Below are 23586 nucleotides of genomic sequence, written 5' to 3' on the forward strand. Positions count from 1 at the left end.
GCTTCATGCACTGGCTTTTAACACACTGTTGAGTTCTCAAGAAACGGACGCGTACACCATCACCCTGACCCGACCAAGTGGTCCGGCAGAACTCCGGGGCGTTCCATTTCGTATTTAAACCGTACAGGCCTGTCAAGATTGTGTCAAATTGCTAGCTATCAGCCGTTTGTCACAAAACCTGCAAACTTGCTAGGATTCCCACCGCCTCGCTTCCGAGGCGGCCCCCTGAACCTACCGTGTCATCCAGGCCACAGCGAATCAACCGATTTTCCGGTGATCTACGCGGAGTCCGAACGCTCAGGTTCGTTTCAGGTGGAGTGGCCCTGGGCCCGTCCGCCGATCGGCGTCCGGCTCGCTCCGGGGCATTGGAAAGATTATGCGCCCCTCGGAGCATCGTCAAATCAGCCACGCTTGGCAAAACCGCAGGTCAGAGCAGTTCCTTAAGGAAACCAGGAACGTTCGCTACCGGAATGTTACGTGGTGGGACGGTTGACGCCCCGGCCTGAGCCAGGGCGTCCAGCCGCCCGGGAGCGTCCAGCTGACCTGCCGGAAGAGCCGGAAAAACCGGAAGAACAGCACCTCGCGGAAGACCGGAACGACCCCGGGAACCGCCAGGAACCAGGAAGCACCAGGAACAGAGCAACAGGCGGAGGAAGGATCAGGGAGCGACGATCTCGACGCCGCCGACGGAACGCTTGCCACGGCGCAGCACCAGGAAGCGTCCGTGAAGCAGATCATCGGCAGCCGGCACGTACGCCTCGTCGGTGACCTTGACGTTGTTGAGGTAGGCGCCACCCTCCTTCACCGCGCGGCGCGCCTCTGACTTCGACTTCACCAGGCCGCTCTCGGCGAGCAGGTCGACGAAGGACGCCCCCAGAGCGGGCACCTCTGCACGCGGCACCTCGGCGAGGGCCTCCCCCAGCGTGCGCGCGGGCAGCTCCTCCAGGGACCCCTGGCCGAACAGGGCCGCCGAGGCGGCGATCACCGCGGCGCACTCGTCGGCGCCGTGCAGCAGCGTGGTGAACTCCTCGGCGAGGGCCCGCTGCGCCTCGCGCCCGGCGGGCCGCTCGGCGGCCGCCTTCTCCAGCCCCTCGATCTCCTCACGAGACCGGAAGCTGTAGATCTTGAGGAACTTCACCACGTCACGGTCGTCCGCGTTCAGCCAGAACTGGTAGAACGCGTACGGGGAGGTCATCTCCGGGTTGAGCCAGACCGCGCCGCCGGCCGTCTTGCCGAACTTGGTCCCGTCGGCCTTGGTGATCAGCGGCACGGTGAGGGCGTGCACGTGGCCGCCCGTCACCCGGCGGATGAGATCGGTTCCCGCGGTGATGTTGCCCCACTGGTCGCTGCCGCCGATCTGGAGCGTGCAGCCGTGGCGCCTGTTCAGCTCCAGGTAGTCGTTGGCCTGCAGGATCTGGTAGCTGAACTCGGTGTAGCTGAGCCCCTCGCCGCCCAGCCTGGCCGAGACCGACTCGCGGGCGAGCATGCGGTTGACCGGGAAGTGCTTGCCGACGTCGCGCAGGAAGTCGATCGCGGACATGCCCTCCGTCCAGTCGAGGTTGCTGACGAGGATCCCGGTCTTCTCGTCCGAGAAGTCGAGGAACTTCTCCACCTGGACGCGGATCCGCGCCACCCATTCGGCCACGACGTCGGAGGAATTGAGCGAGCGCTCGGTACTCCGGCCGCTGGGATCGCCGATCAGACCCGTCGCGCCGCCCACCAGGCCGATGGCCCGGTGACCCGCCCGCTGGAGGCGGGTGAGGGTCAGCAACGGGACCAGGTTGCCGACGTGCAGGGAGGGGGCGGTCGGGTCGAAGCCGCAATAGACCGTGATCGGACCCTCGGCCATCGCCGCGCGCAGAGCGTCGATGTCGGTGGACTGCGCGATCAGGCCGCGCCAGGCGAGGTCATCCAGAATGTCGGTCACGATCCTTGCTTTCCAATGCTCGAAGGGACATTTAGCGCTCTCGTACACCCTGCCCGATCACGGCACCGTCGCGCCACTCGAAACCCTTCTCGCGCACAAGGACGGGCGAGGAAGAGGCGAGGAGAGAGCGCACGCGACCTGCCGGTGGCACGCGACCTACCGGCGGCGCGGGACGTGCGGGCGGTGCGGAGAGACCGTGGGCTCACCGTCGATCCAGAAGCGCCAGGGCGTCTCCTTCCCCGACGAGACCCCGGTGCGCGGCCCCGACAGGACGGACGACACCTTGGCCGGCTCGCCCTCGACCACGGAGAGTGATCCGGGGCCGCAGGCGTCGAGCCCGTTGTGCTCGCGGGTGAGGCCGAGCGCCACCGCCAGTCGGGCCGGCCCTTTGGCGAGATCGGCTTCCCTGACGGGACGGGCGCTTCCCGCGCTCCGGCGGGCCAGGGCGGTCTCGGCACCGGAGACCACCTCTCCGGCCCGCAGCAGCACCCCGGAGCCGACGCCCTCGGGAAGGCAGGTGAGGTTGGCGCAGAAATGCATGCCGTACGTGAAGTAGACGTACAGGTGGCCCGGCGGGCCGAACATCACCGCGTTGCGCGGCGTCCGGCCCCGGTAGGTGTGCGACGCGGGATCCTCGCCCGGCACCCCGTACGCCTCGACCTCGGTGATCCGCAACGCGACCGGCCCGTGCGCGAGCACCCGTCCCAGCAGGTCGGGGGCGACCTCGTGGGCCGGCCGGTCGAAGAAGTCGCGTGCCAGGGGCGTGGACGCGGCGGGCGGTCGCCCGCCGTTCTCGTCAGCGGCCATCGCCCAGGCCCCCGGTGACCGGGCGGCCATCCCCTAGACCCCCGACGACCAGGCGAAAATCGCCCGATCCCCGGACGAACCGGAGGAACCGGAAGGCCGGGCGAGCGTCACCCGGCACCTCGGCGACCTCAAGGCGGCCGTCGCCGGACATCAGCTTCCGCTCGCCCAGGCGGCCTGGGTGTCGACGATCTCACGCAGCGCGATGAGCTGGTCACGGACCCGGTCGGGTGCCGTGCCGCCGTGCGCCTTGCGGGCGGCCAGCGCGCCGGGCACCGAGAGGACCTCGCGGGAGTCGGGCGTGAAATGCGGCGAGACCTTGGCCAGCTCCTCGTCGGTGAGCTCACCGAAGTCCTTGTCGTTGACCTGGCACCAGACGACCAGGTGCCCGACCGCCTCGTGGGCCTCGCGGAAGGCGACGCCCCGGCGGACCAGCAGCTCGGCCAGGTCCGTGGCGAGGGCGAACCCGTCGGGGGCCGAGGCCTCCAGTTTCGCGGTGTTGACGCGCATGGTCGCGACCAGCCCGGCCATGGCGGGAAGGACGAGCAGCAGGCTGTCGACGGAGTCGAACACCGGCTCCTTGTCCTCCTGCAGGTCGCGGTTGTAGGTCAGTGGCAGGCCCTTGAGCGTCGTCAGCAGCGCCATGAGGTTGCCGATGAGACGGCCGCTCTTGCCCCGGGCGAGCTCGGCCACGTCGGGGTTCTTCTTCTGCGGCATGATCGACGAGCCGGTGGAGTAGGCGTCGTCCATCTCGATCCAGCGAAACTCCTGCGAGGCCCACAGGACGATCTCCTCGCCCAGCCTCGACAGGTGCACGCCGATCATCGCCGCGTCGAACAGGAACTCGGCGGCGAAGTCGCGGTCGGCGACGGCGTCCATCGAGTTGGGCGCGGCGGAGTCGAAGCCGAGCTCCCTCGCCACGGCCTGCGGGTCGAGCGGCAGGGAGGATCCGGCCAGCGCCCCGGCGCCCAGCGGGGAGACGGCCGCGCGCCTGTCCCAGTCGCGCAGGCGGTCGATGTCGCGGGCGAAGGCGTGCACGTGCGCCAGGAGCTGGTGGCCGAAGGAGACCGGCTGGGCGTGCTGCAGGTGGGTCATGCCGGGGGCCGCCGTCTCGGCGTGCTCCTCGGCCTGGCTCATCAGCGCGGTCTCCAGCTCCACCAGCCGGGACACGATGTGCCTGACATGGTCGCGCAGGTAGAGCCGCAGATCGGTGGCGACCTGGTCGTTGCGGCTGCGACCGGCTCGGAGCTTGCCGCCGAGCGTGCCGAGGCGTTCCAGAAGGCCGCGCTCCAGCGCGGTGTGGACGTCCTCGTCGGCGACGGTCGGCCGGAACTCGCCCGCCTTGCAGGCGCGCTCCAGGTCGTCCAGGGCGCCGATCATGCGCGCCAGCTCGTCGTCGCTCAGCAGGTTCGCGCGGTGCAGCACCCTGGCGTGCGCGCGCGAGGCCAGCAGGTCGTACGGCACCAGCCGCCAGTCGAAGTGGACGCTCACCGAGAGCCTGGTCAGCGCGTCGGCCGGACCTCCCTCGAACCGGCCGCCCCACAGCCGCATGGGCTTTCCACCATCAGTCACCGTTGTTCTCCCTCCCCATTCAATCCGCGACCTTAGCCCAATCGGCCCAGCCGGGCGTCCCGGGCGGAGGCAATCTTGGAGGGCAGGCTCCACAGCTCGACGAAGCCCTTGGCCAGGGACTGGTCGAAGGTGTCGCCGGTGTCGTAGGTGGCGAGGTTGAAGTCGTACAGCGACGCCTCGGAGCGGCGCCCCGTGACGGTGGCCCGGCCGCCGTGCAGGGTCATCCGGATCTCGCCGGTGACGTGCTCCTGGGCCTCGGCGATGAAGGTGTCGAGGGCCTTCTTGAGCGGGGAGAACCAGAGGCCGTCGTAGACGAGCTCGCCCCAGCGCTGGTCCACCGACCGCTTGAAACGGGCGAGGTCGCGCTCGACGGTGACGTTCTCCAGCTCCATGTGGGCGGTGATCAGCGCGATGGCGCCGGGCGCCTCGTAGACCTCACGGGACTTGATGCCGACGAGCCGGTCCTCGACCATGTCGAGGCGGCCGACACCCTGGGCGCCCGCGCGGCGGTTGAGCTCCTCGATGATCTGGAACGGGGTGAGGTGCCGTCCGTCCAGCGCGACGGGCACGCCCTTGACGAAGCTGACGATGACCTCGTCGGCGTCGCGCGGCTGCGCCGGGTCGGCGGTGTAGGCGTAGACGTCCTCGATCGGGCCGTTCCAGATGTCCTCGAGGAAGCCGGTCTCGACGGCTCTGCCCCAGATGTTCTGGTCGATGGAGTACGGGTTCTTCTTGGTCGTCTCGATCGGCAGGCTTTTCTCCTCGGCGTAGGCGATCGCCTTGTCCCGGGTCCACGCGTAGTCGCGGGCCGGGGCGATGACCTTGAGCTCGGGGTACAGGGCGGCCAGACCGGCCTCGAACCGGACCTGGTCGTTGCCCTTGCCGGTGCAGCCGTGCGAGACGTGGGTGCCGCCGAACTCCTTGGCCGCGGCGGCCAGGTGCTTGACGATCAGCGGCCGCGACAGGGCGGAGACCAGCGGGTAGCGGTCCATGTAGAGGGCGTTGGCCTGCAGTGCGGGCACGCAGAAGTCGGTGGCGAACTCCTCGCGGGCGTCCACGACGACGGACTCCACGGCGCCGCAGTCGATGGCGCGCTTGCGGATGGCCTCCATGTCCTCGCCGCCCTGGCCGACGTCGACGGCGACCGCGATGACCTCGGCGCCGGTTTTCTCGGCGAGGAAGGGAATGGCGACGGAGGTGTCCAGTCCTCCGGAGAACGCGAGTACGACCCGATCGGTCATGATGGATATCTCCAAGATCTTTATTGGTCACAGGTGTCGGATGCTGCCGGTTGTAGCCCGCCTGAGCAGGCTAAATACGTCGATCGGCGTGCCGGAGCAGTCCCTCTGCGACCGCCGCCCCGCCCAGCGGGTCGCGGCTGATGACGAGAATCGTGTCGTCTCCCGCGACCGTGCCGAGGATGGACTCCCAGTCGGCGTGGTCGATGGCTGAGGCGAGGAACTGCGCGGCGCCCGGCGGCGTGCGGACGATGACCAGGTTGGCGGAGGCCTCGGCGGAGACGAGGAGCTCCTCCGCGAGCCTGCCGAGCCTGGCGGCCGGGGACTCGCCGGTACCGAGCCTGGCGAGCCTTATCCGGCCGCCGCCCTCCCCCGGCAGGGCGTAGACCAGGGAGCCGTCCTCGGCACGCAGCTTGAGCGCGCCGAGCTCGTCCAGGTCGCGGGAGAGGGTGGCCTGGGTGACCTCGACGCCGCTCTCCAGCAGGAGTTTGGCCAGCTCGGGCTGGGACCGGACCGGCTGCCGCTGCAGGAGGTCGGTGATCCGTGCCTGGCGGGCGACCTTGGTCATCGGGATCGTCATGTGGACTCCCCGCCTCCGGACGCGTCGCCGCTCGCGGAACCACCCGCGGAGCCGCCGTCCGAGGAGCCGTCCTGGCCCGCCACCGCGACCAGCCAGTACAGCAGGGCCTTCTGGGCGTGCAGCCGGTTCTCCGCCTGGTCCCACACCAGGCTCCGCGGGCCGTCCAGGACCTCGGCGGAGATCTCCAGGTCGCGGTAGGCGGGCAGGCAGTGCAGGACGACGGCGCCGGGGGCCGCCCGGCTCACCAGCGCGGCGTTGACCTGGTACGGCATGAGGTCGGCGATCCGCTGATCCTTGCCCTCCTGCCCCATGGAGACCCAGGTGTCGGTGGCGAGCACGTCCGCGCCCGCGGCGGCCTCGGCCGGGTCGGCGAGGACCGTGACCGAACCTCCGGTCTGCGCGGCGACCTCGCCGGCCCGCCGGAGGATCTCCGGGTCGGGCAGGTATCCGGCGGGGGCCGCGACCCGCACGTGCATGCCGGCGACGGCCCCGCCGAGCAGGTAGGAGTGGGCCATGTTGTTGGCCCCGTCGCCGAAGTAGGCCAGCGTGATCCCGGCGGTCCTGCCGAAGTGCTCCCTGACGGTCTGCAGGTCGGCGAGGATCTGGCAGGGGTGGAACTCGTCGGTGAGGGCGTTGACCACCGGCACCGATGACGCCGAGGCCATGGCCTCGATCCTCTCCTGGCCCGAGGTACGCCACACGATGGCGCCCACCTGGCGTTCCAGGACCCGGGCGGTGTCCTCGATCGACTCGCCCCGGCCCATCTGGGAGGATCCGGCGTCGAGGATCAGCGGAAGGCCGCCGAGCTCGCCGATGCCGACCGCGAAGGAGACGCGGGTGCGGGTGGAGTGCTTGTCGAAGAGGACGGCGACGCTCTGCGGCCCCTCGAAGGGACGGTAGCCGTAGCGGTCCTTCTTCACGGCCTCGGCCAGGTCGAGCACCTGGGCCTGCTCCGCGGGCGAGAGGTCGTCGTCCTTCAGGAAGTGCCTGACGTGCGCCTGTCCGGCGAGGTTACTGGGCATCTGCGGCCTCGTCGAGAATGGCGGGAAGCGCGGCCACGAAGGCCGCGACCTGGGCGGAGGTGATCACCAGCGGGGGCGCGAGCCGTACCGCGTCGGGCTGGAGGGCGTTGACCAGGAAACCCGCGCGCTGGGCGGCCGCCTGGACCTGGGCGGAGCGGTCGGCGGTCAGCACGACGGCCCGCCACAGGCCACGGCCGCGGACGCCGGCGAGCAGCGGGTGGCCGATCGCGGCGACGCCCTCGGCGAGTTCGGTGCCGACGGTGTGGACGTGCTCCAGCAGGCCGTCCCTGTCGATGGTGTCGAGCACGGCGAGCGCGGCGGCGGCCGAGACGGGGTTCCCGCCGAAGGTGGACCCGTGGTCGCCCTGGGCGAAGACGGTGGCCGCCTCGCCGAAGCCGACGCAGGCGCCGATCGGCATGCCGCCGCCGAGGCCCTTGGCCAGGGTGAGCACGTCGGGCAGGACGCCCTCGTGCTGGTGGGCGAACCAGTGCCCGGTGCGGCCGATCGCCGACTGGATCTCGTCGGCGACCAGCAGCGCGCCGGTGGCGTCGCAGATCTCCCTGGCGGCCGTGAAGTAGCCCTCGGGCGGGGGCACGACCCCCGCCTCGCCCTGGGTGGGTTCGAGGAAGACCGCGGCGCACTCGGCGGTGACCGCGTTCTTGAGCGCGTCGGCGTCGCCGTACGGGACGAAGCGAACATCAATCGAAAACGGCCCGAACTGGTCGCGGATAGCGGGCTTGCCGGTGAGGGAGAGCGCGCCGAGGGTACGGCCGTGGAAGGCGTTCTCCGCGGCCACGAAGTAGGTGCGGCCGTTGGCCTTGCCGTACTTGAGGGAGAGCTTCAGCGCGGCCTCGTTGGCCTCGGTCCCGGAGTTGGTGAGGAACACCTTGGCCGGGGCGCCGAGGAGGCCGAGCAGGCGCTCGGCGAGCAGCACCTCGGGCTCGTGCAGGAAGAGGTTGCTGGTGTGGGCGAGCGTGGCGACCTGCCGGGAGACGGCCTCGACCAGGGCGGGGTGGGCGTGGCCGAGCGAGCTGACCGCGATGCCGCCGATCAGGTCGAGATACTCGTGGCCGTCGACGTCCCAGACCCTCGCGCCCTCGCCTCGGGCCAGCGCCACCGGGGGCACGCCGTAGTTGGGCATGAAGGCGGCCTCGAAGCGCCTGGCGAGCGCCTCTCCTGCGGGTCTTTCCTGCGGGCTCACTGGTCGTTCCCCTTCAGCTGGGCGGAGGCCGCGGGCCGCCGCCTGACCGGCTCCGGCACGGCCGCCGCCTCGGAGGCGTCCGGCAGCACCATGGTTCCTATGCCCTCGTCGGTGAAGATCTCCAGCAGCACCGAGTGGGGCACCCTGCCGTCGAGCACGTGGGCTCGTGGCACGCCGCCCTGGACGGCGGTCAGGCACGCCTCCATCTTGGGGATCATGCCGCTGGACAGTCCCGGCAGGAGTTTCTCCAGCTCGGTGGCGGACAGCTGTTCGATGATCTCGTTCTCGTCGGCGTCGGGGCGCCAGTCGCGGTACAGGCCCTCGACGTCGGTCAGGATGATCAGCTTGGCCGCCTGGAGGGCCACGGCGAGCGCGGCGGCGGCGGTGTCGGCGTTGACGTTGTAGACGGTGCCGTCGTCACTGCGCGCGATGGAGGAGATCACCGGGATCCGGCCGTCGTCCAGCAGCGCCCGCACGGCTCCGGCCTCGACGTTGACGATGTCGCCGACCTGGCCGATGTCGACGCCGACGCCGTCGACGACGGCGTGCTTGCGTACGGCGGTGAACAGGTGGGCGTCCTCGCCGGACATGCCGATCGCGAACGGCCCGTGCCGGTTGATCAGGCCGACCACGTCGCGGTTGACCTGGCCGACGAGGACCATCCTGACGACCTGCATGGCCTCGGGGGTGGTGACCCTGAGCCCGGCGGTGAAGGTGGACTCGATGCCGAGCAGGTCGAGCTGGGCGTTGATCTGCGGCCCTCCCCCGTGCACGATCACCGGCCTGAGCCCGGCGTAGCGGAGGAAGACGACATCGGCGGCGAACTTCTCGCGCAGGTGCTCCTCGGTCATCGCGTTGCCGCCGTACTTGATGACGACGGTCGCGCCGTGGAAGCTCGCGAGCCAGGGCAGTGCCTCGATCAACGTGGCGGCCTTCTTCAGGGCCTCGGCGCGTCTCATGTGGAGTACGCCGAGTTCTCGTGGACGTACGCCGTGGTGAGGTCGGTGGTGTGGATCGTCGCCGAGTGCGGTCCCGCCGACAGGTCGATGGTGATCGTCACCTCGCGCGGGGTGAGGTCGACCTTGGAGCGGTCGTCGCCCGCCGCGCCGCCCCTGCAGATCCAGATGCCGTTCATGGCCACGTTGAGCCGGCCGGGCTCGAAGACGGCGTCGGTGGTGCCGACGGCCGACAGCACCCGGCCCCAGTTGGGGTCCTCGCCGAACATGGCGCACTTGAAGAGGTTGGAACGAGCAACGGCTCGGCCGACGGTGACCGCGTCGTCCTCGGAGACGGCGCCGACGACCTCGATGGCGATCGCCTTGGAGGCGCCCTCGGCGTCCATCAGCAGCTGGCGGGCGAGGTCGGCGCAGACAGCGAGGAGGACCTGCTCGAACTCGGCGAGGTCGGGGACGACTCCCGAGGCGCCGCTGGCCAGGAGCAGCACGGTGTCGTTGGTGGACATGCAGCCGTCGGCGTCGAGCCGGTCGAAGGTGACCCGCGTCACCTTGCGGAGCACCGCGTCGAGCTGCTCGGAGGGCAGGTCGGCGTCGGTGGTGATCACCGACAGCATGGTGGCGAGGCCGGGGGCGAGCATGCCCGCGCCCTTGGCCATGCCGCCGACCATGTAGCCGCCCGCGCCCTTCCTGAAGGAGATCTTCGAGACGGTGTCGGTGGTGCGGATGGCGTCGGCGGCGGCCAGGCCGCCGTCCCTGGCGAGCTGGGAGACCGCGAGGTCGACCCCGGCCAGCAGCGGCTCCATCGGCAGCCGCTCGCCGATCAGGCCGGTGGAGCAGACCGCGACCTCCCCGGCCGAGTCTCCCAGGGCTGCGGCGACCTTCTCCGCGGTGGCGTGGGTGTCCTGGAAGCCGAGCGGCCCGGTGCAGGCGTTGGCGCCGCCGGAGTTGAGGACGACGGCGTGGACCCGGCCCCCGGCCAGCACCTGCGCGGACCACAGGACGGGCGCGGCCTTCACCCGGTTGGCGGTGAAGACCCCGGCGGCGGCGCGCGAGGGTCCGTCGTTGACGACCAGTGCCAGGTCGCGGTCGACACCGGACTTGATCCCGGCGTCGACACCCGACGCACGGAAGCCGAGAGGGGCGGTCACGCTCATGGGGCGACTCCGTTGAGAGGAAGGCCGAGCTCTTCCGGCAGGCCGAGGGCGAGGTTGGCACTCTGGATCGCGCCGCCGGCCGTGCCCTTGGTGAGGTTGTCGATGGCGACGACGGCGACGACGCGGCCCGCGCGCTCGTCCAGGACGACCTGGAGGGCGGCGGTGTTGGCGCCGAGGGTCATCGAGGTCGCGGGCCACTGGCCCTCGGGGAGCAGCCGCAGGAACGGCTCGTCCTTGGTGGCGACCTCGTAGGCCTCGCGCAGGACCGCCGGGGTGAGGCCGGACCTGGCGGGGGCGGTGCAGGTGGCGAGGATGCCCCGGCTCATCGGTGCCAGCACGGGGGTGAAGGAGACGGTGACCGGCTCGCCCGCCAGTGGGGAGAGGTTCTGCTCCATCTCCGGGGTGTGCCGGTGGACGCCGCCGACGCCGTACGCGCCGGCGGAGCCCATCACCTCGCTGCCCAGAAGGTTCGGCTTGGGCGTCCTGCCCGCCCCGCTGGTGCCGCTGGCGGCGACCACCACCACGTCGGGCTCGACGAGACCGGCGGCGAAGGCGGGGAACATGGCCAGGGTGACGGCCGTCGGGTAGCACCCCGGCACGGCGATCCTCCGGGTGGCGCGCAGCTCCTCGCGCCGTCCCGGCAGCTCGGGCAGCCCGTACGGCCAGGTGCCCGCGTGGACGCCGCCGTAGAAGTGCTGCCACGCGGCGGGGTCGGTGAGCCGGAAGTCGGCGCCGCAGTCGACCACGAGGGTGCCGTCGCCGAGCTGCTCGGCGACGGCGGCCGACTGGCCGTGCGGCAGGGCGAGGAAGACGAGGTCGTGGCCACCGAGGGTCTCGGGCGTGGTCTCCAGCAGGATCCGGCCGGCCAGCGGGGCCAGGTGTGGCTGGTGGGCGCCGAGGGCGGTGCCCGCGCTCGAGGCCGCGGTCAGCGCGCCGATCTCGATGCCGGGGTGGGACAGCAGCAGGCGCAGGAGCTCACCTCCGGCGTAGCCGCTGGCACCCGCGATCGCCGCTCTCATCCGTCCCCCCGAGGTCTGCATGCTTATGCATTGCTACTTATGGACTTACTAGAAAGATTATGCATCTTGGAGGATTGCCATGCAAGCCGGTAACACGTGATCCCGGCCGTCCGGAGGGACGCCAGGACCGGAAAAACCGCGAAGTCCATGCTTTACCGGCTTGTGAACGCGGGCACGAAATCATCGGCCGTGTTTCGGCACTGTTGCACGTACCTACCGGTCGGTATCGTGACGTTTCCGGCCCCTCCACCTCCGGGAGTACGAACGCATGACTGTCACCCACGACCAGGTCCAGGCCCAGCTCACCGGCCCCGGGCAGCTTTTCGAGACGGAAGAGGTCCTCAGCCACGGCGGGACCGTCAAAACCTGGAAGCACGCGCCCCGCGACTTCCGGGCCCTTCTGGAGACGAGCAGGTTCCACGGCGACAAGGTCTTCCTGACGTACGAGGACGAGCACATCACCTACGAGGAGCACTTCCGGCGGGCCGCCACGCTCGCGCGGCGCCTGGTGGACGAGTACGGCGTGGTCAAGGGCGACCGGGTGGCCATCGCCATGCGCAACTACCCCGAGTGGGTGATCGCCTTCTCGGCCGCGCTGGCCGCCGGGGCGATAGCCGTGCCGCTCAACGCGTGGTGGACGCCGCAGGAGCTGGAGTACGGCCTGTCGGACTCGGGGGCCAAGGTGCTGATCGCCGACGGCGAGCGGGCGGCCGGGCTCGCCGGCCTGGCCCCGGCGCTGATCGTGACCCGCGGCACGGCGCCCGCGGGCGCCCGCTCCTTCGAGGACGTGATGGGCGAGGTGGAGGCGGGCGTGACGCTGCCGCCGATCGACCTCTCCCCCGAGGACCCCGCGACGATCTTCTACACCTCCGGCACCACGGGCCGCCCCAAGGGCGCGCTCGGCAGCCACCGCAACCTCGGACAGTCTCCGATGACCGTCGCCTACGGCCTGTACCGCAGCGTGATCAAGGCGGGCAGGGACCCGGGCGAGGCGGCCGGGCAGCGGCGGGTCACCCTGCTCACCGTGCCGCTCTTCCACGTCACCGGCTGCTTCGCGGTGATGACCACCACCATGTTCACCGGGGGCGGCCTGGTGCTCATGTACAAGTGGGACCCGGGCCGCGCGCTGGAGCTGATCGAGCGCGAGAGGATCACCGGGCTCACCGGCGTGCCCACCAACGTGTGGCAGCTCCTGTCCCACCCCGATCTCGACAAGTACGACATCTCCAGCCTCAGCGGCCTCGGGTACGGCGGTGCCCCCGCCCCGCCGAAGCTGCTGGAGCGCATCACCGAACAGCTGCCCAACCGCGCCCCCTCCAACGGGTACGGCATGACCGAGACCACCGCGCTCGCCATCAGCAACGCCGGAGCCGACTACCTGGCCAAGCCCGACAGCATCGGCCTGCCGATGGCCGTGGTCGAGGTGAAGATCGCCGACCCCCTCGGTGGCGAGCTGCCGACCGGCACGGTCGGCGAGCTCTGCCTGCGCGGCCCGAACGTCATCCTGGGCTACTGGAACCGGCCCGAGGCCACCGCGGAGACCTTCGTCGACGGCTGGCTGCACACCGGCGACCTGGCCAGGGTGGACGAGGAGGGGTTCGTGTTCATCGTGGACCGGGCCAAGGACATGGTCATCCGCGGCGGCGAGAACGTCTACTGCGCCGAGGTCGAGGCCGCCCTGTTCGAACACCCGGCGGTCGAGGACGCCGCGGTGATCGGGATCCCCCACGACGAGCTGGGCGAGGAGGTCGGCGCGGTGCTCCGGCTGTCGTCCCCGGTCACCGACGAGGAACTGCGGGCCTTCCTGCGCGAGCGGATCGCCTCCTTCAAGGTGCCGGTCAGGTTCTGGACACGCGAGACGGAACTCCCCCGCAACCCCGGCGGCAAGATCCTCAAGACCCGGCTGCGCCAGGAGGTCCTGGGCCCCTGACGCCCGCCGGACGACGCCCCGCCCCGTCGCCGTCACCCCGCCCGGCCGCCCTTTCATCGTCGTCACCGTCCCGTCGCTGTCGCCATCGCCCCACCGCCCCGCCACCGTCCCCCGCCGGCGCCCTGTCACCCCCCACGGGCGCCCGGCGCCGGGCCGGCTTTCCCGCGCCCGGCCCGGCCGCGACCTGCCGGAAAATGACTTGCCATCGCGTAGATCACCACCGAAACTAGCTGTTCGTGCCGGAAAACGCCGATCGCCCGATCAAGAAGACCCTGCTCCGCCGCCTGGCGATGGACCTCAGTCCTCTCCGCGACTCGCGCGACTTCCGGCTGCTCTTCGGCTCCGGCGTCATCACGATGTTCGGCACCTTCCTGACGCTGGTCGCGGTGCCGCTGCAGATGAAGGAGCTCACCGGCTCCTACCTGGCGGTCGGCCTGGTCAGCGTGGCCGAGTTCGTTCCGATGGTGGTGTGCGGGCTCTGGGGCGGGGCGATCGCCGACGCCCTCGACCGACGCAAGATCATTCTTCTCACCGAGGTGGGCCTCTGCCTCACGGTCACGATCCTGACCGTCAACGCGCTGCTGCCGGAGCCGCAGGTCTGGGTGCTGTACGTGGTCGGCGCACTCTCGGCCGGGCTGGGCAGCCTGCAGCGGCCCAGCCTGGAGTCGATGATGCCCCGCGTGGTCAGGCACGACCAGCTGACCGCCGCCGCCGCCCTCAGCGCCTTCCGGTGGAATCTGGGCGCCATCGTCGCCCCGGGCCTCAGCGGCCTGATCGCGGCCTCGTTCGGCGTCGCCGTCGCGTACGGCATCAACGTCGTGACCTTCCTGGCGTCCCTGGTCCTGCTCTGGATGGTCCGGGCCCAGCCGCGCTCGGAGGACACCCCCTCGGCCTCGATCGGATCCCTGGTCGAGGGGGTCCGCTACGCCGTGGGCCGTCCCGACCTGATGGGCACCTACCTGGTCGACATCGCCGCGATGATCTTCGCGTTCTCCACCGCGCTGTATCCGTTCCTCGCCGACGAGCTGGGCGCCCCCGAGGCCCTGGGACTCTTCTTCTCCGCCTCGGCCATCGGCTCGCTGATCGCCTCGGCCACCTCCGGCTGGACCGCACACGTGCACCGGCACGGCCTCGGCGTGATCGTCGCGGCGGCCGTGTGGGGCGTCGCGGTGGCGCTGGCGGCGCTGATGCCCAACGTCTGGGGCATCTTCGTCTTCCTCGCCGTGGCCGGGGCCGCCGACATGATCAGCGGTGTCTTCCGCTCGACCATCTGGAACCAGACCATCCCCGACGAGTTCCGCGGCCGCCTGGCGGGCATCGAGCTGCTCTCCTACACCAGCGGCCCGATGCTCGGCAACGCCAGGGCGGGCCTGATGGCCGGCTTCGGCGGCACCCGCTTCTCCCTGGGCGCCGGCGGTCTGCTGTGCGTCGGCGCGGTGGCCGCGATGGCCGCGCTGCTGCCGAGGTTCCGCACCTACGACGCCCGCACCGACGAGCACGCGATCAGGGAGCGCGCCCGCCGCGAGGAGGCCGCTCGCGCCTGACCCCGGACAGCGGCAAGTATCCTCACGGAACGGAATCCCATTGCTACTGTGAGAGCATGACGGTCGACGTACGGAGCCCCGAGATGACGGAGTCCTCGCTGCCCGACTGGGTGTTCCCCCCACCGGAGGGGTTCGTCGCGGAGGATCTCGATCGCATTCCGCAATTGCCCGCACACACAGAGTTAATCGATGGAAGCCTGGTCTTCGTGAGTCCTCAGGCTTCTTTTCACACGCGAGCGGTGGATCTACTGGTTGACGCTCTCCGCCGTGCCACACCCACCGATCTTCGAGCGCGCCGGGAGATGAGCGTCATACTGGGCGAGCGCCAGCGGCCCGAGCCCGACATAAGCATCATCCATGCCTCCGCCGAGCACAGCCCGGAGCAGACCTTCTACCGGGCGGAAGACGTCGTGCTGGTGGTGGAGGTCGTCTCCCCCGAATCCACGAGCCGCGACCGCGACCGCAAGCCCCTGCTGTACGCCGAGGCGGGCATCGAGCACTTCTGGCTGGTCGAGAACCAGTCGGGAAGGCCCACGATCTACGTCTACGAGCTCGACCCGGTCACCCACTCCTACGCGCTCACCGGCATCCATCGCGACCGGCTCAAGGTCTCGGCCCCCTTCGACGTCGACATCGACCTGACGAGGATCGACCGGCTCTAGGCTCCGGCCCCGGGGCAGCACTCACGACCGCCCGGGGCAGGCTACGTCCACACCGTCCCGGCATCCTCCGCCTGTCGCGGACTTCGCCTTCCGCGGGAGTCCGCCGGACGAGGCCACGCCTCACCCGTTCTCGCGCCAGCCGTCATACTCCTCGGCCAGCGCCTCCAGGCGGGCCACGCCCTCCGGCGGCAGCGCCCCGGAGGGGTCCTCGACCACCACCAGCCACTGGGCGTCCTCGGCGTCGTCCTCCCCCGCGAGGGTCTCCCTGACCACCGCGGGCATGCCGATCGCCGGAAACTCCCCGGCCACGGTCTCGGCGACCTCCTCGGCGGCGTCACGCTCGGCGAACACCAGCAGATGCCTCATCGCCCCCTCCCGGGGAAGGGCTCTTCCCCGCTCCGGGCGAGCGATCCGCCCAGAGCGACCGGCGGGTACGTCATCGTCGCCTCCTGAAGGAAAATCCACCCGGAACGCGAATAATTTCGGCCCGGTACGGCGAAAGGGGCCCGGGACACGCCCCGGGCCCCTCGTGAACCGGTCAGACGCCGCGCAGCCGCGCCCCGGTGCGCTCCCCGGCCAGGGCCACGGCCGCGTCGCGGGCCGCGGTGGTCTCCTCCACGGTGAGCGTCCGGTCGGGCGCCCGGAAGCGCAGCGAGTAGGCGAGGGACTTCCCGCCCTCGCGGACCTGGGCGCCGGTGTAGACGTCGAACAGCCGGATCGACTCCAGCAGCGGGCCAGCGCCCTCGCGCAGCGCCGCCTCCACGGTGGCCACCGGGGTCGCCGCGTCGACGATGAGCGCGACGTCCTGACCCGCGACGGGGTACGCGGAGATCGCCGGGGCCTGCGGCGGACCCGCGGTCAGCGGCTCCAGCCGGGTCAGCTCCAGCTCCATCGCGCAGGTGCGCGGGGGCAGGCCGTAGGCCTCGACGACGCGCGGGTGCAGCTCACCGGCGTGACCGACGAGCACGTCACCGGCGTACAGCGCGGCGCAGCGGCCCGGGTGCCAGGGCTCGTGCCGGTCCGCGCGGACGTCGAGGGTGACCCCGGCCTCGGCGGCCACCACCCGGGCCGCCTCGACGGCGTCCGCCCAGCCGGCCGGCCGGCCCTTGCCCCACCAGCCGGACGGCTCGAACTCCCCGGCCAGCACCGCCCCGATCCGGAGCGGCTGGGCGGGCAGCGCGGACTCGATCGAGGCGAGCTCCTCCGGGCTCGGCCTGCGGTCGACGCCCAGCACGGGGGCGACGGCGGGCGCGTCGGCCGAGGGCCGGTAGACCAGGCCCGCCTCGAACAGCGCCACGTCGCCGAAGCCCCGGCCCACGTTGCGGACCAGCGTCTTGAGCAGGCCGGGCAGCAGGGTCGTCCGCATCAGCGGCTCGTCCTCGCTGAGCGGGTTGGCCAGCCGTACGGCCAGGCGGCGCGCGTCGTCGGCGGGCAGCTGCAGGTTGTCGAAGTCGCGCTCCCCGTTGAACGGGTAGGCGAGGATCTCGACGTAGCCCGCGGCGGCCAGGGCGCGGCCGACCCGGCGGCGCAGGCGCTGGCTCTCGGTGAGACCGGCGCCCGCGGGGGCGGCCGGCAGGATCGAGGGCAGGTTCTCGTAGCCCTCCAGCCTGATGACCTCCTCGGCGAGGTCGTTCGGGTCGGTCAGGTCGGGCCGCCACGAGGGCGGGGTGACCGCCAGCATGTCGTCACCGGTGACCGTGAGCCTCGCGGCGATCCCGGCGGAGGCCGGGTCGCCGGTGGCCGCAGTGCCGGCCACAGGGCCGCCGGTCGTACCGCCCGTCACCGGGCCGGTCGCGGCGGTGGTGCTCTCGACCACGCAGCCGACCTGCTCCAGGCGGCGGATCACCGTCTCGCGGTCGTAGGCGGTGCCCGCGACCCTGCCGGGGTAGCCGCTCGGGATGGCGACGCTGACCGGCTCGACCTCCACCTCGGCGTGGGTGACGCCCGGCTGGATCGTGCCGCCGCCGAGCTCGGCCAGCAACCGGGCCGCGCGCCAGGAGGCGTACAGCGGCAGCTCCCTGTCGACGCCCCGCTCGAAGCGCTTGGAGGCCTCGCTGACCAGGTTGTGCCGGCGCGACATGCGCGCGGTGCCGCTGGCGGAGAAATGGGCCGCCTCGATCACGATGTCGGCGGAGGCGTCGGAGATCTCGGTGTGCAGGCCGCCCATGGTGCCGGCCATCGAGATCGCGCCCGACCCGTCGGTGATCAGGATGTCGTCCGGGTGGAGCTTGCGGACCACGTGGTCCAGCGTCTCCAGCGTCTCGCCCGGCTCGGCCCTGCGCACCACGATCTCGCCGGTCAGCTTGGCCGCGTCGAAGGCGTGCAGCGGCTGGCCGAGCTCCAGCATGACGTAGTTGGTGACGTCGACCGCGAGCGAGACCGGGCGCATGCCGGCGCGGGAGAGCCGCGCGCGCATCCACAGCGGGCTCGGCGCCGACGGGTCGAACCCGCGGATCTCGCGGAGCACGAAGCGGTCGCAGGCCGACGGATCGGCGATCGAGGCCGGGTAGGACGGGCCCGCCGCGGCGGGCGGGGAGACGTCGGCGGGATCGACGAACGCCGAGTCGAAGGCGGTGGCGGCCTCGCGGGCCACCCCCCGGATGGAGAGGGCGTAGCCGATGTCCGGGGTGATCTCCAGCTCGATCACGTCGTCACGCAGGCCGAGCAGCTCGACCACGTCCGCGCCGATCGGGGTGCCGACGGGCAGCACGAGGATGCCGGGCGACGACTCGGCCACGCCGAGCTCCGCCTCCGAGCAGATCATGCCGTCGGACAGCCGCCCGTAGGTCTTGCGCGAGGCGATCTCGAACCCGCCGGGCAGCACGGCGCCGGGCAGCGCGACCGGGACACGGTCGCCGGCCTCGAAGTTGGTCGCGCCGCAGACGATCTCGCGCGGCGCGGCCTCCCCCACCTCGACCTGGCAGTGGCGGATGGGCTTCTTGAACCCCTCCAGCGTCTCGATGGAGATCACCTCGCCCACGACGACGTTCTTGATGTCGTGGCCGTAGGAGGTGACGGACTCGAGCTTGAGCCCGGCGGCGGTGAGCTTCTCGGCGATCTCGTGCGCCGTGACGGCGGGGAGATCGACGTACTCCCGCAGCCATGAAAGCGGGACCTTCATCAGACCTCCATTCCGAAGGGAAGGGTGAAGCGGACGTCTCCCTCGACCATGTCGCGCATGTCCTCGGCGTTGTGACGGAACATCAGGGTGCGCTCGACGCCCATGCCGAAGGCGAAGCCGCTGTAGCGGGCGGGGTCGACGCCGCAGGCGATGAGCACCCGCGGGTTGACCATGCCGCAGCCGCCCCACTCGATCCAGCCCTCCGACTTGCAGGTGCGGCAGGGCGGGTTGCCGGGCACCGCGGAGGCGCCGCGGCAGACGAAGCACTTCAGGTCCATCTCGGCGGAGGGCTCGGTGAACGGGAAGTAGTTGGGCCGGAACCGGGTGGTGATGCCCTCGCCGAACATGACCTCGGCGAACCGGTCGAGGGTGCCCTTGAGGTGGGCCATGGTCAGGCCCTCGTCGATCGCCAGCCCCTCGACCTGGTGGAAGACGGGGGTGTGGGTGGCGTCGAGCTCGTCGGTGCGGAACACCTTGCCCGGCGAGATCACGTAGACCGGGAGCTCCCTGCTGAGCAGCGCCCGAATCTGGACCGGAGAGGTCTGGGTGCGCAGCACCTTGCCGGAGTCGACGGACTCCACGAAGAAGGTGTCGTGCTCCGAGCGCGCCGGGTGGTCGGCGGAGATGTTCAGCGCGTCGAAGTTGAACCACTCCCCCTCCAGCTCGGGACCCTCCGCCACCTCGTAGCCCATCGCGACGAAGGCGTCGGCGATGCGCTCCTGAAGGGTGGTCAGCGGATGCCTGGCGCCGCGGGGGGCGCGGGCGGAGGGCAGCGTGACGTCGACGGTCTCCTCGACGAGGACTCGCTCGTCGCGCTCGGCCTCCAGCTGCGCCTGCCGCTCGGCGAGGGCGTCGGCGACCGCCTTGCGGGCGCCGCCGATGCGCTTGCCCGCCTCGGAGCGGGCCGCCGGGGGCAGAGCCCCGATCTCGCGGTTGGCCAGGGCGATCGGTGAGCGGTCACCGGCGTGCGCGAGGCGCACCTGCTTGAGTTCTTCGAGGTCGCGCGCCGCCTTGACGGCGTCGAGCGCTTCGGCCTGCATGCGCGCCATCTCGTCGGCGTGCAGCGGGGTCACCTCGACCGGGTCGTAGTTTGACAAGAGAGAGCTCCGAATCCAGGGCTTGAGCGGCCATGAGTCTAGTCGGATGAGCCCACCGGGCCGACATTCGCGATCAGACGAAGTCAGGGGTGCCGGTGGGCACCATAAATCGAAACTCGGCGCCGCCCTCGGGCCCGCGCTGCACGGAGATGGTGCCGCCGTGCGCCTCGATCAGCCCCTTGACGATGAACAGGCCGAGCCCGGTGCCGCCACGGCGGCGGGCGTTGCCCCGCCAGAACTGCCGGAAGACGCGCGTGACCAGCTCGGGCGGGATGCCCTCCCCCTGGTCGCGGACGGACACGGTCACTCCCCATTCGCTCGGCTCGACGACTATTGTCACCGTACCGCGCCCGTGACGCACCGCGTTTTCCATCAGGTTGGCGAGCACCTGGTCGATCTTGTCCTGGTCGAGCCAGGTCTCGGGCAGCTCGCCGCGAACCTGGAGCACGAAGCGGTCCTCCGGCTCGCCCGCCGCCACCCGTCCCGCGATGATCCTGGAGATCCTGGCCGGGACGTCGACCACCTGGCGGTGGATCTCCAGCCGCCCCGACTCGATGCGCGAGACGTCGAGCAGCTCGGTGATCAGCCGGGTCACCCGGTCGGCATCGGCGTTGACGGTCTCCAGCATGACGAGCTTCTGGTCGTCGGTGAAACGGGTCCACTTGGCCAGCAGGGTCGCGGTGAATCCCTTGACGCTGGTCAGCGGAGAGCGGAGCTCATGGGCGACGGTGGAGACCAGGTCGGCGCGGCTGCGCTCCAGGCGGGCGCGGGCCCCGGCGTCGCGCAACGTGATGACCACCCGGACGACCTCTCCACCCCGCCGCGGCTCGCGCACCAGCCGGGCGGCCACCAGCAGCTCCTGGCCGCCGGGGGTGCGCAGCGGCAGCTCGGGATGGCGGGCGCGGCTGGAAAGCCCGCCGTAGGTGTCGAGCCACTTCCACCAGTCGCGGCCGTCGTGGTCGCGGAAGGAGAACACGTCGCGCAGGTGCCGCCCGGTGGCCCGCTCGCGGGTGACGCCGGTCAGCAGGGCCGCGGCCCGGTTGACGGTCAGCACGTGGCCGTCACCGTCGGTGACCACGAGGCCGTCGGGAAGCTCGTCGACGTCGATCACAGAAGCGGCATCGGTGCTCCGCTCGCCGGTGTGTTCGCCGTGCACGACCCCGCCTCCTCGACGCTACATGGCCGACAATAGCGGGTTTCCCGCACCGTACGGCAGCCTCGCCGGGCGGGGAGCCTCACCTGGAGCCGGCACCGGTGCGCTGAGACCGGGCAGATGCGTACAGACAGACCGCGGCGGCGGTCGCGAGGTTCAGGCTCTCGGCCCGTCCGTAGATGGGAACCCTGACGACCTCGTCGGCCAGCTTCAGGATCTCCTCGGGAAGCCCCCACGCCTCGTTGCCGAAGATCCAGGCCGTCGGCCCCGACAGGTCCACGTCGTCCAGGGTCTGCCTGCCCGCGCCGTCGGCGGCGAGCACCCGGAGCCCGGTCCCCTTCAGGTGCTCCACGGCCCGCGCCACCGGGACGCCCGTGCTGACCGGGAGGTGGAACAGGCTGCCCGCGCTGGCCCGCACGCACTTGCCGTTGTAGGGGTCGACCGAGGCGTCGGTGAAGACGACGGAGTCGGCGCCGGCGGCGTCGGCCGTACGCAGCACGGTGCCCGCGTTGCCGGGGTCGCGGACGTGGGCCAGCACCGCCACCAGCGTGGAGCCGGACACGACGGAGGCGTCCAGGGGCACGTGCACGAAGCGGCACACGGCCAGCAGCCCCTGGGGGGTGACGGTCTGGGCCAGCTCGGCCATGACCTCGCCGCTGGCCCGGTGGACGGGCACTCCCGCGGCGGTGGCGGCGGTGACGACGTCGGCGTGACGCAGCTCGGCCTCGGCCGTGGCGAACAGCTCCACCACGACACCGTCCAGCGCCAGCGCCTCGCGGACCGCCTGCGGCCCCTCTGCCAGGAAGGAACGGTCGCGGTCCCTGAAGGCCCGCTTTGTCAGCCTCCGCGCGGCCTTGACCCGCGGCGACTTGATGTTGGTCAGCTCAGACCCGGCCATGCCCGTCCCCCAAGAATGCGAATGCGGCCCGCAGCGTGATCGCTGCGGGCCGCATGGTCGTCAGTGCCTCGCTCAGCCGGCGACCGGCGCGTTCACGTCGGCCGGGAGCGCCTTCTTGGCGGCCTCGACCAGCGTCGCGAACGTGGCGGCGTCGTTGACCGCGAGGTCGGCGAGGATCTTGCGGTCGACCTCGATGGAGGCGAGCCGCAGGCCCTGGATGAGCCTGTTGTAGGTGATGCCGTTCTGGCGGGCAGCGGCGTTGATGCGCTGGATCCAGAGACGGCGGAAGGTGCCCTTGCGGTCCTTGCGGTCGCGGTAGGCGTACGTCATCGAGTGGAGCATCTGCTCCTTGGCCTTGCGGTACAGCCTGGATCGCTGACCCCGGTAGCCCTTCGCCCGCTCGAGAACGACCTTGCGCTTCTTCTTGGCGTTGATCGCCCGCTTCACGCGTGCCATGTGTATCTATCTCCCCGGGGGCGGTTACTTAGCGAGCAGCTTCTTGATCTTCTTGGAGTCGGCGTCGGAGAGCACGACCTCGGGCTTGAGACGACGCGTCAAGGTGGACGGCTTGTGCTCGTTGTAGTGCGCACGGTTGGCGCGACGGCGCACAAGCTTGCCGGAACCCGTGAGCCTGAACCGCTTCTTCGCACCGCTGTGCGTCTTCATCTTCGGCATCTCAGCCGTCTCTCCCTCGATCGTGCCGATGTCCCGGGCCGGTAACCCAAGTCAAGGGCGTGCCTGACTACGAGACCGGACCCGGTCTCGGACTGATCTCGCGACTACCTGACGATCCAGGCTATGCGAGTTACTCCTGCGGAGCCGCCACCGCTCCACTGACGGACACCTCGTCGTTGACGCGCGTCTCGCCGGCGGCCGGTGACCCCTCACCCGAAGGGTTCTCGTCATGCCGCGCCTTGGCCGCCGCCTTCTCGGCCTTGGCCTCGGCCTTCTTCTTGTGCGGGCCGATCACCATGATCATGTTTCGACCGTCCTGCTTCGGCTGGGACTCGACGAAGCCGAGCTCCGTCACGTCCTCCGCCAGCCGCTGCAGGAGCCGGAAGCCCAGCTCGGGACGGGACTGCTCCCGACCGCGGAACATGATGGTGACCTTGACCTTGTCGCCGGCCTTGAGGAACCGCACCACGTGACCCTTCTTGGTCTCGTAGTCGTGCGGGTCGATCTTCGGCCGAAGCTTGATCTCCTTGATGATGGTGTACGCCTGGTTACGGCGCGCCTCACGTGCCTTCATCGCGGACTCGTACTTGAACTTGCCGTAGTCCATGAGCTTGCACACTGGCGGGCGGGCCGTTGCCGCGACCTCGACCAGGTCGAGGTCGGACTCTTGAGCCAGCTTCAAGGCATCGCCGATGGAGACGATGCCCACCTGCTCGCCGTTCGGGCCGACGAGGCGGACCTCGGGCACGCGAATGCGGTCATTGATGCGGGGCTCGGCGCTGATGGGGCCTCCTAGGTTGCGATCCGCGGCCATCCGGGAGGAGGCCGCAACATGCTCGATCGTGCCGGGAGGTCGTAGAACGCACACCCTGTTGAGGGCGTTCGAACGCAAGATGCCCCGCACGTCACGCATGCGGGGCCACATGAACTCGAAGGCTTCACGCCGTAAGCTCTCCGGGATTTACCCCGGTTGTGATCCTGACCTGTCAGCCTTGCGGCCGACGAGGTGGGAGGACGACCTCCGCTTGCGCGT

The 23586-nt window shown here is 70.8% G+C and carries 21 protein-coding genes; 3 read left to right on the forward strand and 18 right to left on the reverse strand.

Annotation, left to right across the window (positions count from 1 at the left end; all coding sequences use genetic code 11):
• Nucleotides 1-658: 658 nt before the first annotated feature.
• The 10 genes from tyrS to argC all read right to left on the reverse strand — a co-directional run bounded on the left by tyrS (nt 659) and on the right by argC (nt 11473).
• The gene (gene tyrS / locus ACTOQ2_RS31105) at nt 659-1927 is read right to left on the reverse strand and encodes a tyrosine--tRNA ligase (protein ID WP_440069791.1); all 1269 of its coding nucleotides are present in this window, start codon (nt 1925-1927) and stop codon (nt 659-661) included.
• 156 nt (nt 1928-2083) lie between these two features.
• Nucleotides 2084-2734 carry a DNA-3-methyladenine glycosylase gene (locus ACTOQ2_RS31110; protein ID WP_440104411.1) on the reverse strand — a complete coding sequence of 217 codons (651 nt, stop codon included), beginning with the start codon at nt 2732-2734 and terminating at the stop codon, nt 2084-2086.
• A 150-nt stretch (nt 2735-2884) separates the two neighbouring features.
• A complete protein-coding gene (gene argH / locus ACTOQ2_RS31115) occupies nt 2885-4282 on the reverse strand; it encodes an argininosuccinate lyase (RefSeq protein WP_440104491.1) in 1398 nt (465 codons plus the stop codon).
• A 53-nt stretch (nt 4283-4335) separates the two neighbouring features.
• Nucleotides 4336-5544, reverse strand: a complete 1209-nt coding sequence (locus ACTOQ2_RS31120) for an argininosuccinate synthase (protein WP_440104412.1) — start codon at nt 5542-5544, stop codon at nt 4336-4338.
• A gap of 70 nt (nt 5545-5614) precedes the next feature.
• Complete coding sequence (locus ACTOQ2_RS31125; protein WP_350967519.1) at nt 5615-6121, reverse strand: arginine repressor; 507 nt, start codon at nt 6119-6121, stop codon at nt 5615-5617.
• Nucleotides 6118-7143, reverse strand: coding sequence for an ornithine carbamoyltransferase (argF, locus tag ACTOQ2_RS31130; protein WP_440104413.1), 1026 nt, complete (start codon nt 7141-7143; stop codon nt 6118-6120). The genes ACTOQ2_RS31125 and argF overlap by 4 nt, the downstream gene beginning before the upstream one ends.
• The gene (locus ACTOQ2_RS31135) at nt 7133-8284 is read right to left on the reverse strand and encodes an acetylornithine transaminase (protein ID WP_440070049.1); all 1152 of its coding nucleotides are present in this window, start codon (nt 8282-8284) and stop codon (nt 7133-7135) included. Before ACTOQ2_RS31135 ends, argF begins: the two co-directional genes overlap by 11 nt.
• Nucleotides 8285-8340: 56 nt before the next feature.
• The gene (gene argB / locus ACTOQ2_RS31140) at nt 8341-9303 is read right to left on the reverse strand and encodes an acetylglutamate kinase (protein ID WP_440069799.1); all 963 of its coding nucleotides are present in this window, start codon (nt 9301-9303) and stop codon (nt 8341-8343) included.
• The gene (gene argJ / locus ACTOQ2_RS31145; protein ID WP_440104414.1) at nt 9300-10454 is read right to left on the reverse strand and encodes a bifunctional glutamate N-acetyltransferase/amino-acid acetyltransferase ArgJ; all 1155 of its coding nucleotides are present in this window, start codon (nt 10452-10454) and stop codon (nt 9300-9302) included. Before argJ ends, argB begins: the two co-directional genes overlap by 4 nt.
• Entirely contained in the window at nt 10451-11473 is a 1023-nt protein-coding gene (gene argC, locus ACTOQ2_RS31150; RefSeq protein ID WP_440104415.1) for an N-acetyl-gamma-glutamyl-phosphate reductase, read from the reverse strand. The genes argJ and argC overlap by 4 nt, the downstream gene beginning before the upstream one ends.
• Nucleotides 11474-11741: 268 nt before the next feature.
• Here argC and ACTOQ2_RS31155 point away from each other — a divergent pair, with 268 nt between their 5' ends.
• From ACTOQ2_RS31155 to ACTOQ2_RS31165, 3 genes are all read left to right on the forward strand, one after another.
• Nucleotides 11742-13403 (forward strand): class I adenylate-forming enzyme family protein, encoded by a 1662-nt coding sequence (locus tag ACTOQ2_RS31155; protein ID WP_440104416.1) that lies wholly within the window; start codon nt 11742-11744, stop codon nt 13401-13403.
• 236 nt (nt 13404-13639) lie between these two features.
• Nucleotides 13640-14947 (forward strand): MFS transporter, encoded by a 1308-nt coding sequence (locus ACTOQ2_RS31160; RefSeq protein WP_440104417.1) that lies wholly within the window; start codon nt 13640-13642, stop codon nt 14945-14947.
• An 83-nt stretch (nt 14948-15030) separates the two neighbouring features.
• On the forward strand, nt 15031-15609 hold the full coding sequence (locus ACTOQ2_RS31165) for a Uma2 family endonuclease (protein ID WP_440104492.1): 579 nt from the start codon (nt 15031-15033) through the stop codon (nt 15607-15609).
• Between the two features lie 120 nt (nt 15610-15729).
• Here the strand turns inward: ACTOQ2_RS31165 and ACTOQ2_RS31170 are convergent, their stop codons facing one another.
• The 8 genes from ACTOQ2_RS31170 to infC form a co-directional block, all read right to left on the reverse strand.
• Nucleotides 15730-15975: a hypothetical protein gene (locus tag ACTOQ2_RS31170; protein ID WP_440104418.1), complete on the reverse strand. Its 246-nt coding sequence runs from the start codon at nt 15973-15975 to the stop codon at nt 15730-15732.
• 172 nt (nt 15976-16147) lie between these two features.
• Nucleotides 16148-18730, reverse strand: coding sequence for a phenylalanine--tRNA ligase subunit beta (locus ACTOQ2_RS31175; RefSeq protein ID WP_440104419.1), 2583 nt, complete (start codon nt 18728-18730; stop codon nt 16148-16150).
• Entirely contained in the window at nt 18730-19779 is a 1050-nt protein-coding gene (gene pheS / locus ACTOQ2_RS31180; protein WP_440070050.1) for a phenylalanine--tRNA ligase subunit alpha, read from the reverse strand. The genes ACTOQ2_RS31175 and pheS overlap by 1 nt, the downstream gene beginning before the upstream one ends.
• A 121-nt stretch (nt 19780-19900) precedes the next feature.
• Nucleotides 19901-20983 (reverse strand): ATP-binding protein, encoded by a 1083-nt coding sequence (locus ACTOQ2_RS31185; RefSeq protein ID WP_440069814.1) that lies wholly within the window; start codon nt 20981-20983, stop codon nt 19901-19903.
• A gap of 79 nt (nt 20984-21062) precedes the next feature.
• Nucleotides 21063-21878, reverse strand: a complete 816-nt coding sequence (locus ACTOQ2_RS31190; RefSeq protein ID WP_440069816.1) for a TrmH family RNA methyltransferase — start codon at nt 21876-21878, stop codon at nt 21063-21065.
• Nucleotides 21879-21950: 72 nt separating this feature from the next.
• Nucleotides 21951-22334 carry a 50S ribosomal protein L20 gene (rplT, locus tag ACTOQ2_RS31195; protein ID WP_012892552.1) on the reverse strand — a complete coding sequence of 128 codons (384 nt, stop codon included), beginning with the start codon at nt 22332-22334 and terminating at the stop codon, nt 21951-21953.
• A 24-nt stretch (nt 22335-22358) separates the two neighbouring features.
• Nucleotides 22359-22553, reverse strand: a complete 195-nt coding sequence (gene rpmI, locus ACTOQ2_RS31200; protein ID WP_030920046.1) for a 50S ribosomal protein L35 — start codon at nt 22551-22553, stop codon at nt 22359-22361.
• A 130-nt stretch (nt 22554-22683) separates the two neighbouring features.
• The gene (infC, locus tag ACTOQ2_RS31205; protein ID WP_440069818.1) at nt 22684-23301 is read right to left on the reverse strand and encodes a translation initiation factor IF-3; all 618 of its coding nucleotides are present in this window, start codon (nt 23299-23301) and stop codon (nt 22684-22686) included.
• Nucleotides 23302-23586: the final 285 nt, after the last annotated feature.

Source organism: Streptosporangium sp. H16 (genome assembly GCF_051918855.1).
Classification (GTDB): domain Bacteria; phylum Actinomycetota; class Actinomycetes; order Streptosporangiales; family Streptosporangiaceae; genus Streptosporangium.

Bases quoted from the DNA above. Each gene is read 5' to 3' on its own strand.
- argB (WP_440069799.1), bottom strand. From the start codon at position 9,303: ATGAGACGCGCCGAGGCCCTGAAGAAGGCCGCCACGTTGATCGAGGCA.
- argH (WP_440104491.1), bottom strand. From the start codon at position 4,282: ATGCGGCTGTGGGGCGGCCGGTTCGAGGGAGGTCCGGCCGACGCGCTG.
- ACTOQ2_RS31135 (WP_440070049.1), bottom strand. From the start codon at position 8,284: ATGCCCAACTACGGCGTGCCCCCGGTGGCGCTGGCCCGAGGCGAGGGC.
- argC (WP_440104415.1), bottom strand. From the start codon at position 11,473: ATGAGAGCGGCGATCGCGGGTGCCAGCGGCTACGCCGGAGGTGAGCTC.
- ACTOQ2_RS31165 (WP_440104492.1), top strand. From the start codon at position 15,031: ATGACGGAGTCCTCGCTGCCCGACTGGGTGTTCCCCCCACCGGAGGGG.
- ACTOQ2_RS31120 (WP_440104412.1), bottom strand. From the start codon at position 5,544: ATGACCGATCGGGTCGTACTCGCGTTCTCCGGAGGACTGGACACCTCC.
- argF (WP_440104413.1), bottom strand. From the start codon at position 7,143: ATGCCCAGTAACCTCGCCGGACAGGCGCACGTCAGGCACTTCCTGAAG.
- ACTOQ2_RS31110 (WP_440104411.1), bottom strand. From the start codon at position 2,734: ATGGCCGCTGACGAGAACGGCGGGCGACCGCCCGCCGCGTCCACGCCC.
- ACTOQ2_RS31155 (WP_440104416.1), top strand. From the start codon at position 11,742: ATGACTGTCACCCACGACCAGGTCCAGGCCCAGCTCACCGGCCCCGGG.
- rplT (WP_012892552.1), bottom strand. From the start codon at position 22,334: ATGGCACGCGTGAAGCGGGCGATCAACGCCAAGAAGAAGCGCAAGGTC.
- argJ (WP_440104414.1), bottom strand. From the start codon at position 10,454: ATGAGCGTGACCGCCCCTCTCGGCTTCCGTGCGTCGGGTGTCGACGCC.
- ACTOQ2_RS31175 (WP_440104419.1), bottom strand. From the start codon at position 18,730: ATGAAGGTCCCGCTTTCATGGCTGCGGGAGTACGTCGATCTCCCCGCC.
- ACTOQ2_RS31190 (WP_440069816.1), bottom strand. From the start codon at position 21,878: ATGGCCGGGTCTGAGCTGACCAACATCAAGTCGCCGCGGGTCAAGGCC.
- rpmI (WP_030920046.1), bottom strand. From the start codon at position 22,553: ATGCCGAAGATGAAGACGCACAGCGGTGCGAAGAAGCGGTTCAGGCTC.
- pheS (WP_440070050.1), bottom strand. From the start codon at position 19,779: ATGGCGCGCATGCAGGCCGAAGCGCTCGACGCCGTCAAGGCGGCGCGC.
- ACTOQ2_RS31170 (WP_440104418.1), bottom strand. From the start codon at position 15,975: ATGAGGCATCTGCTGGTGTTCGCCGAGCGTGACGCCGCCGAGGAGGTC.
- ACTOQ2_RS31125 (WP_350967519.1), bottom strand. From the start codon at position 6,121: ATGACGATCCCGATGACCAAGGTCGCCCGCCAGGCACGGATCACCGAC.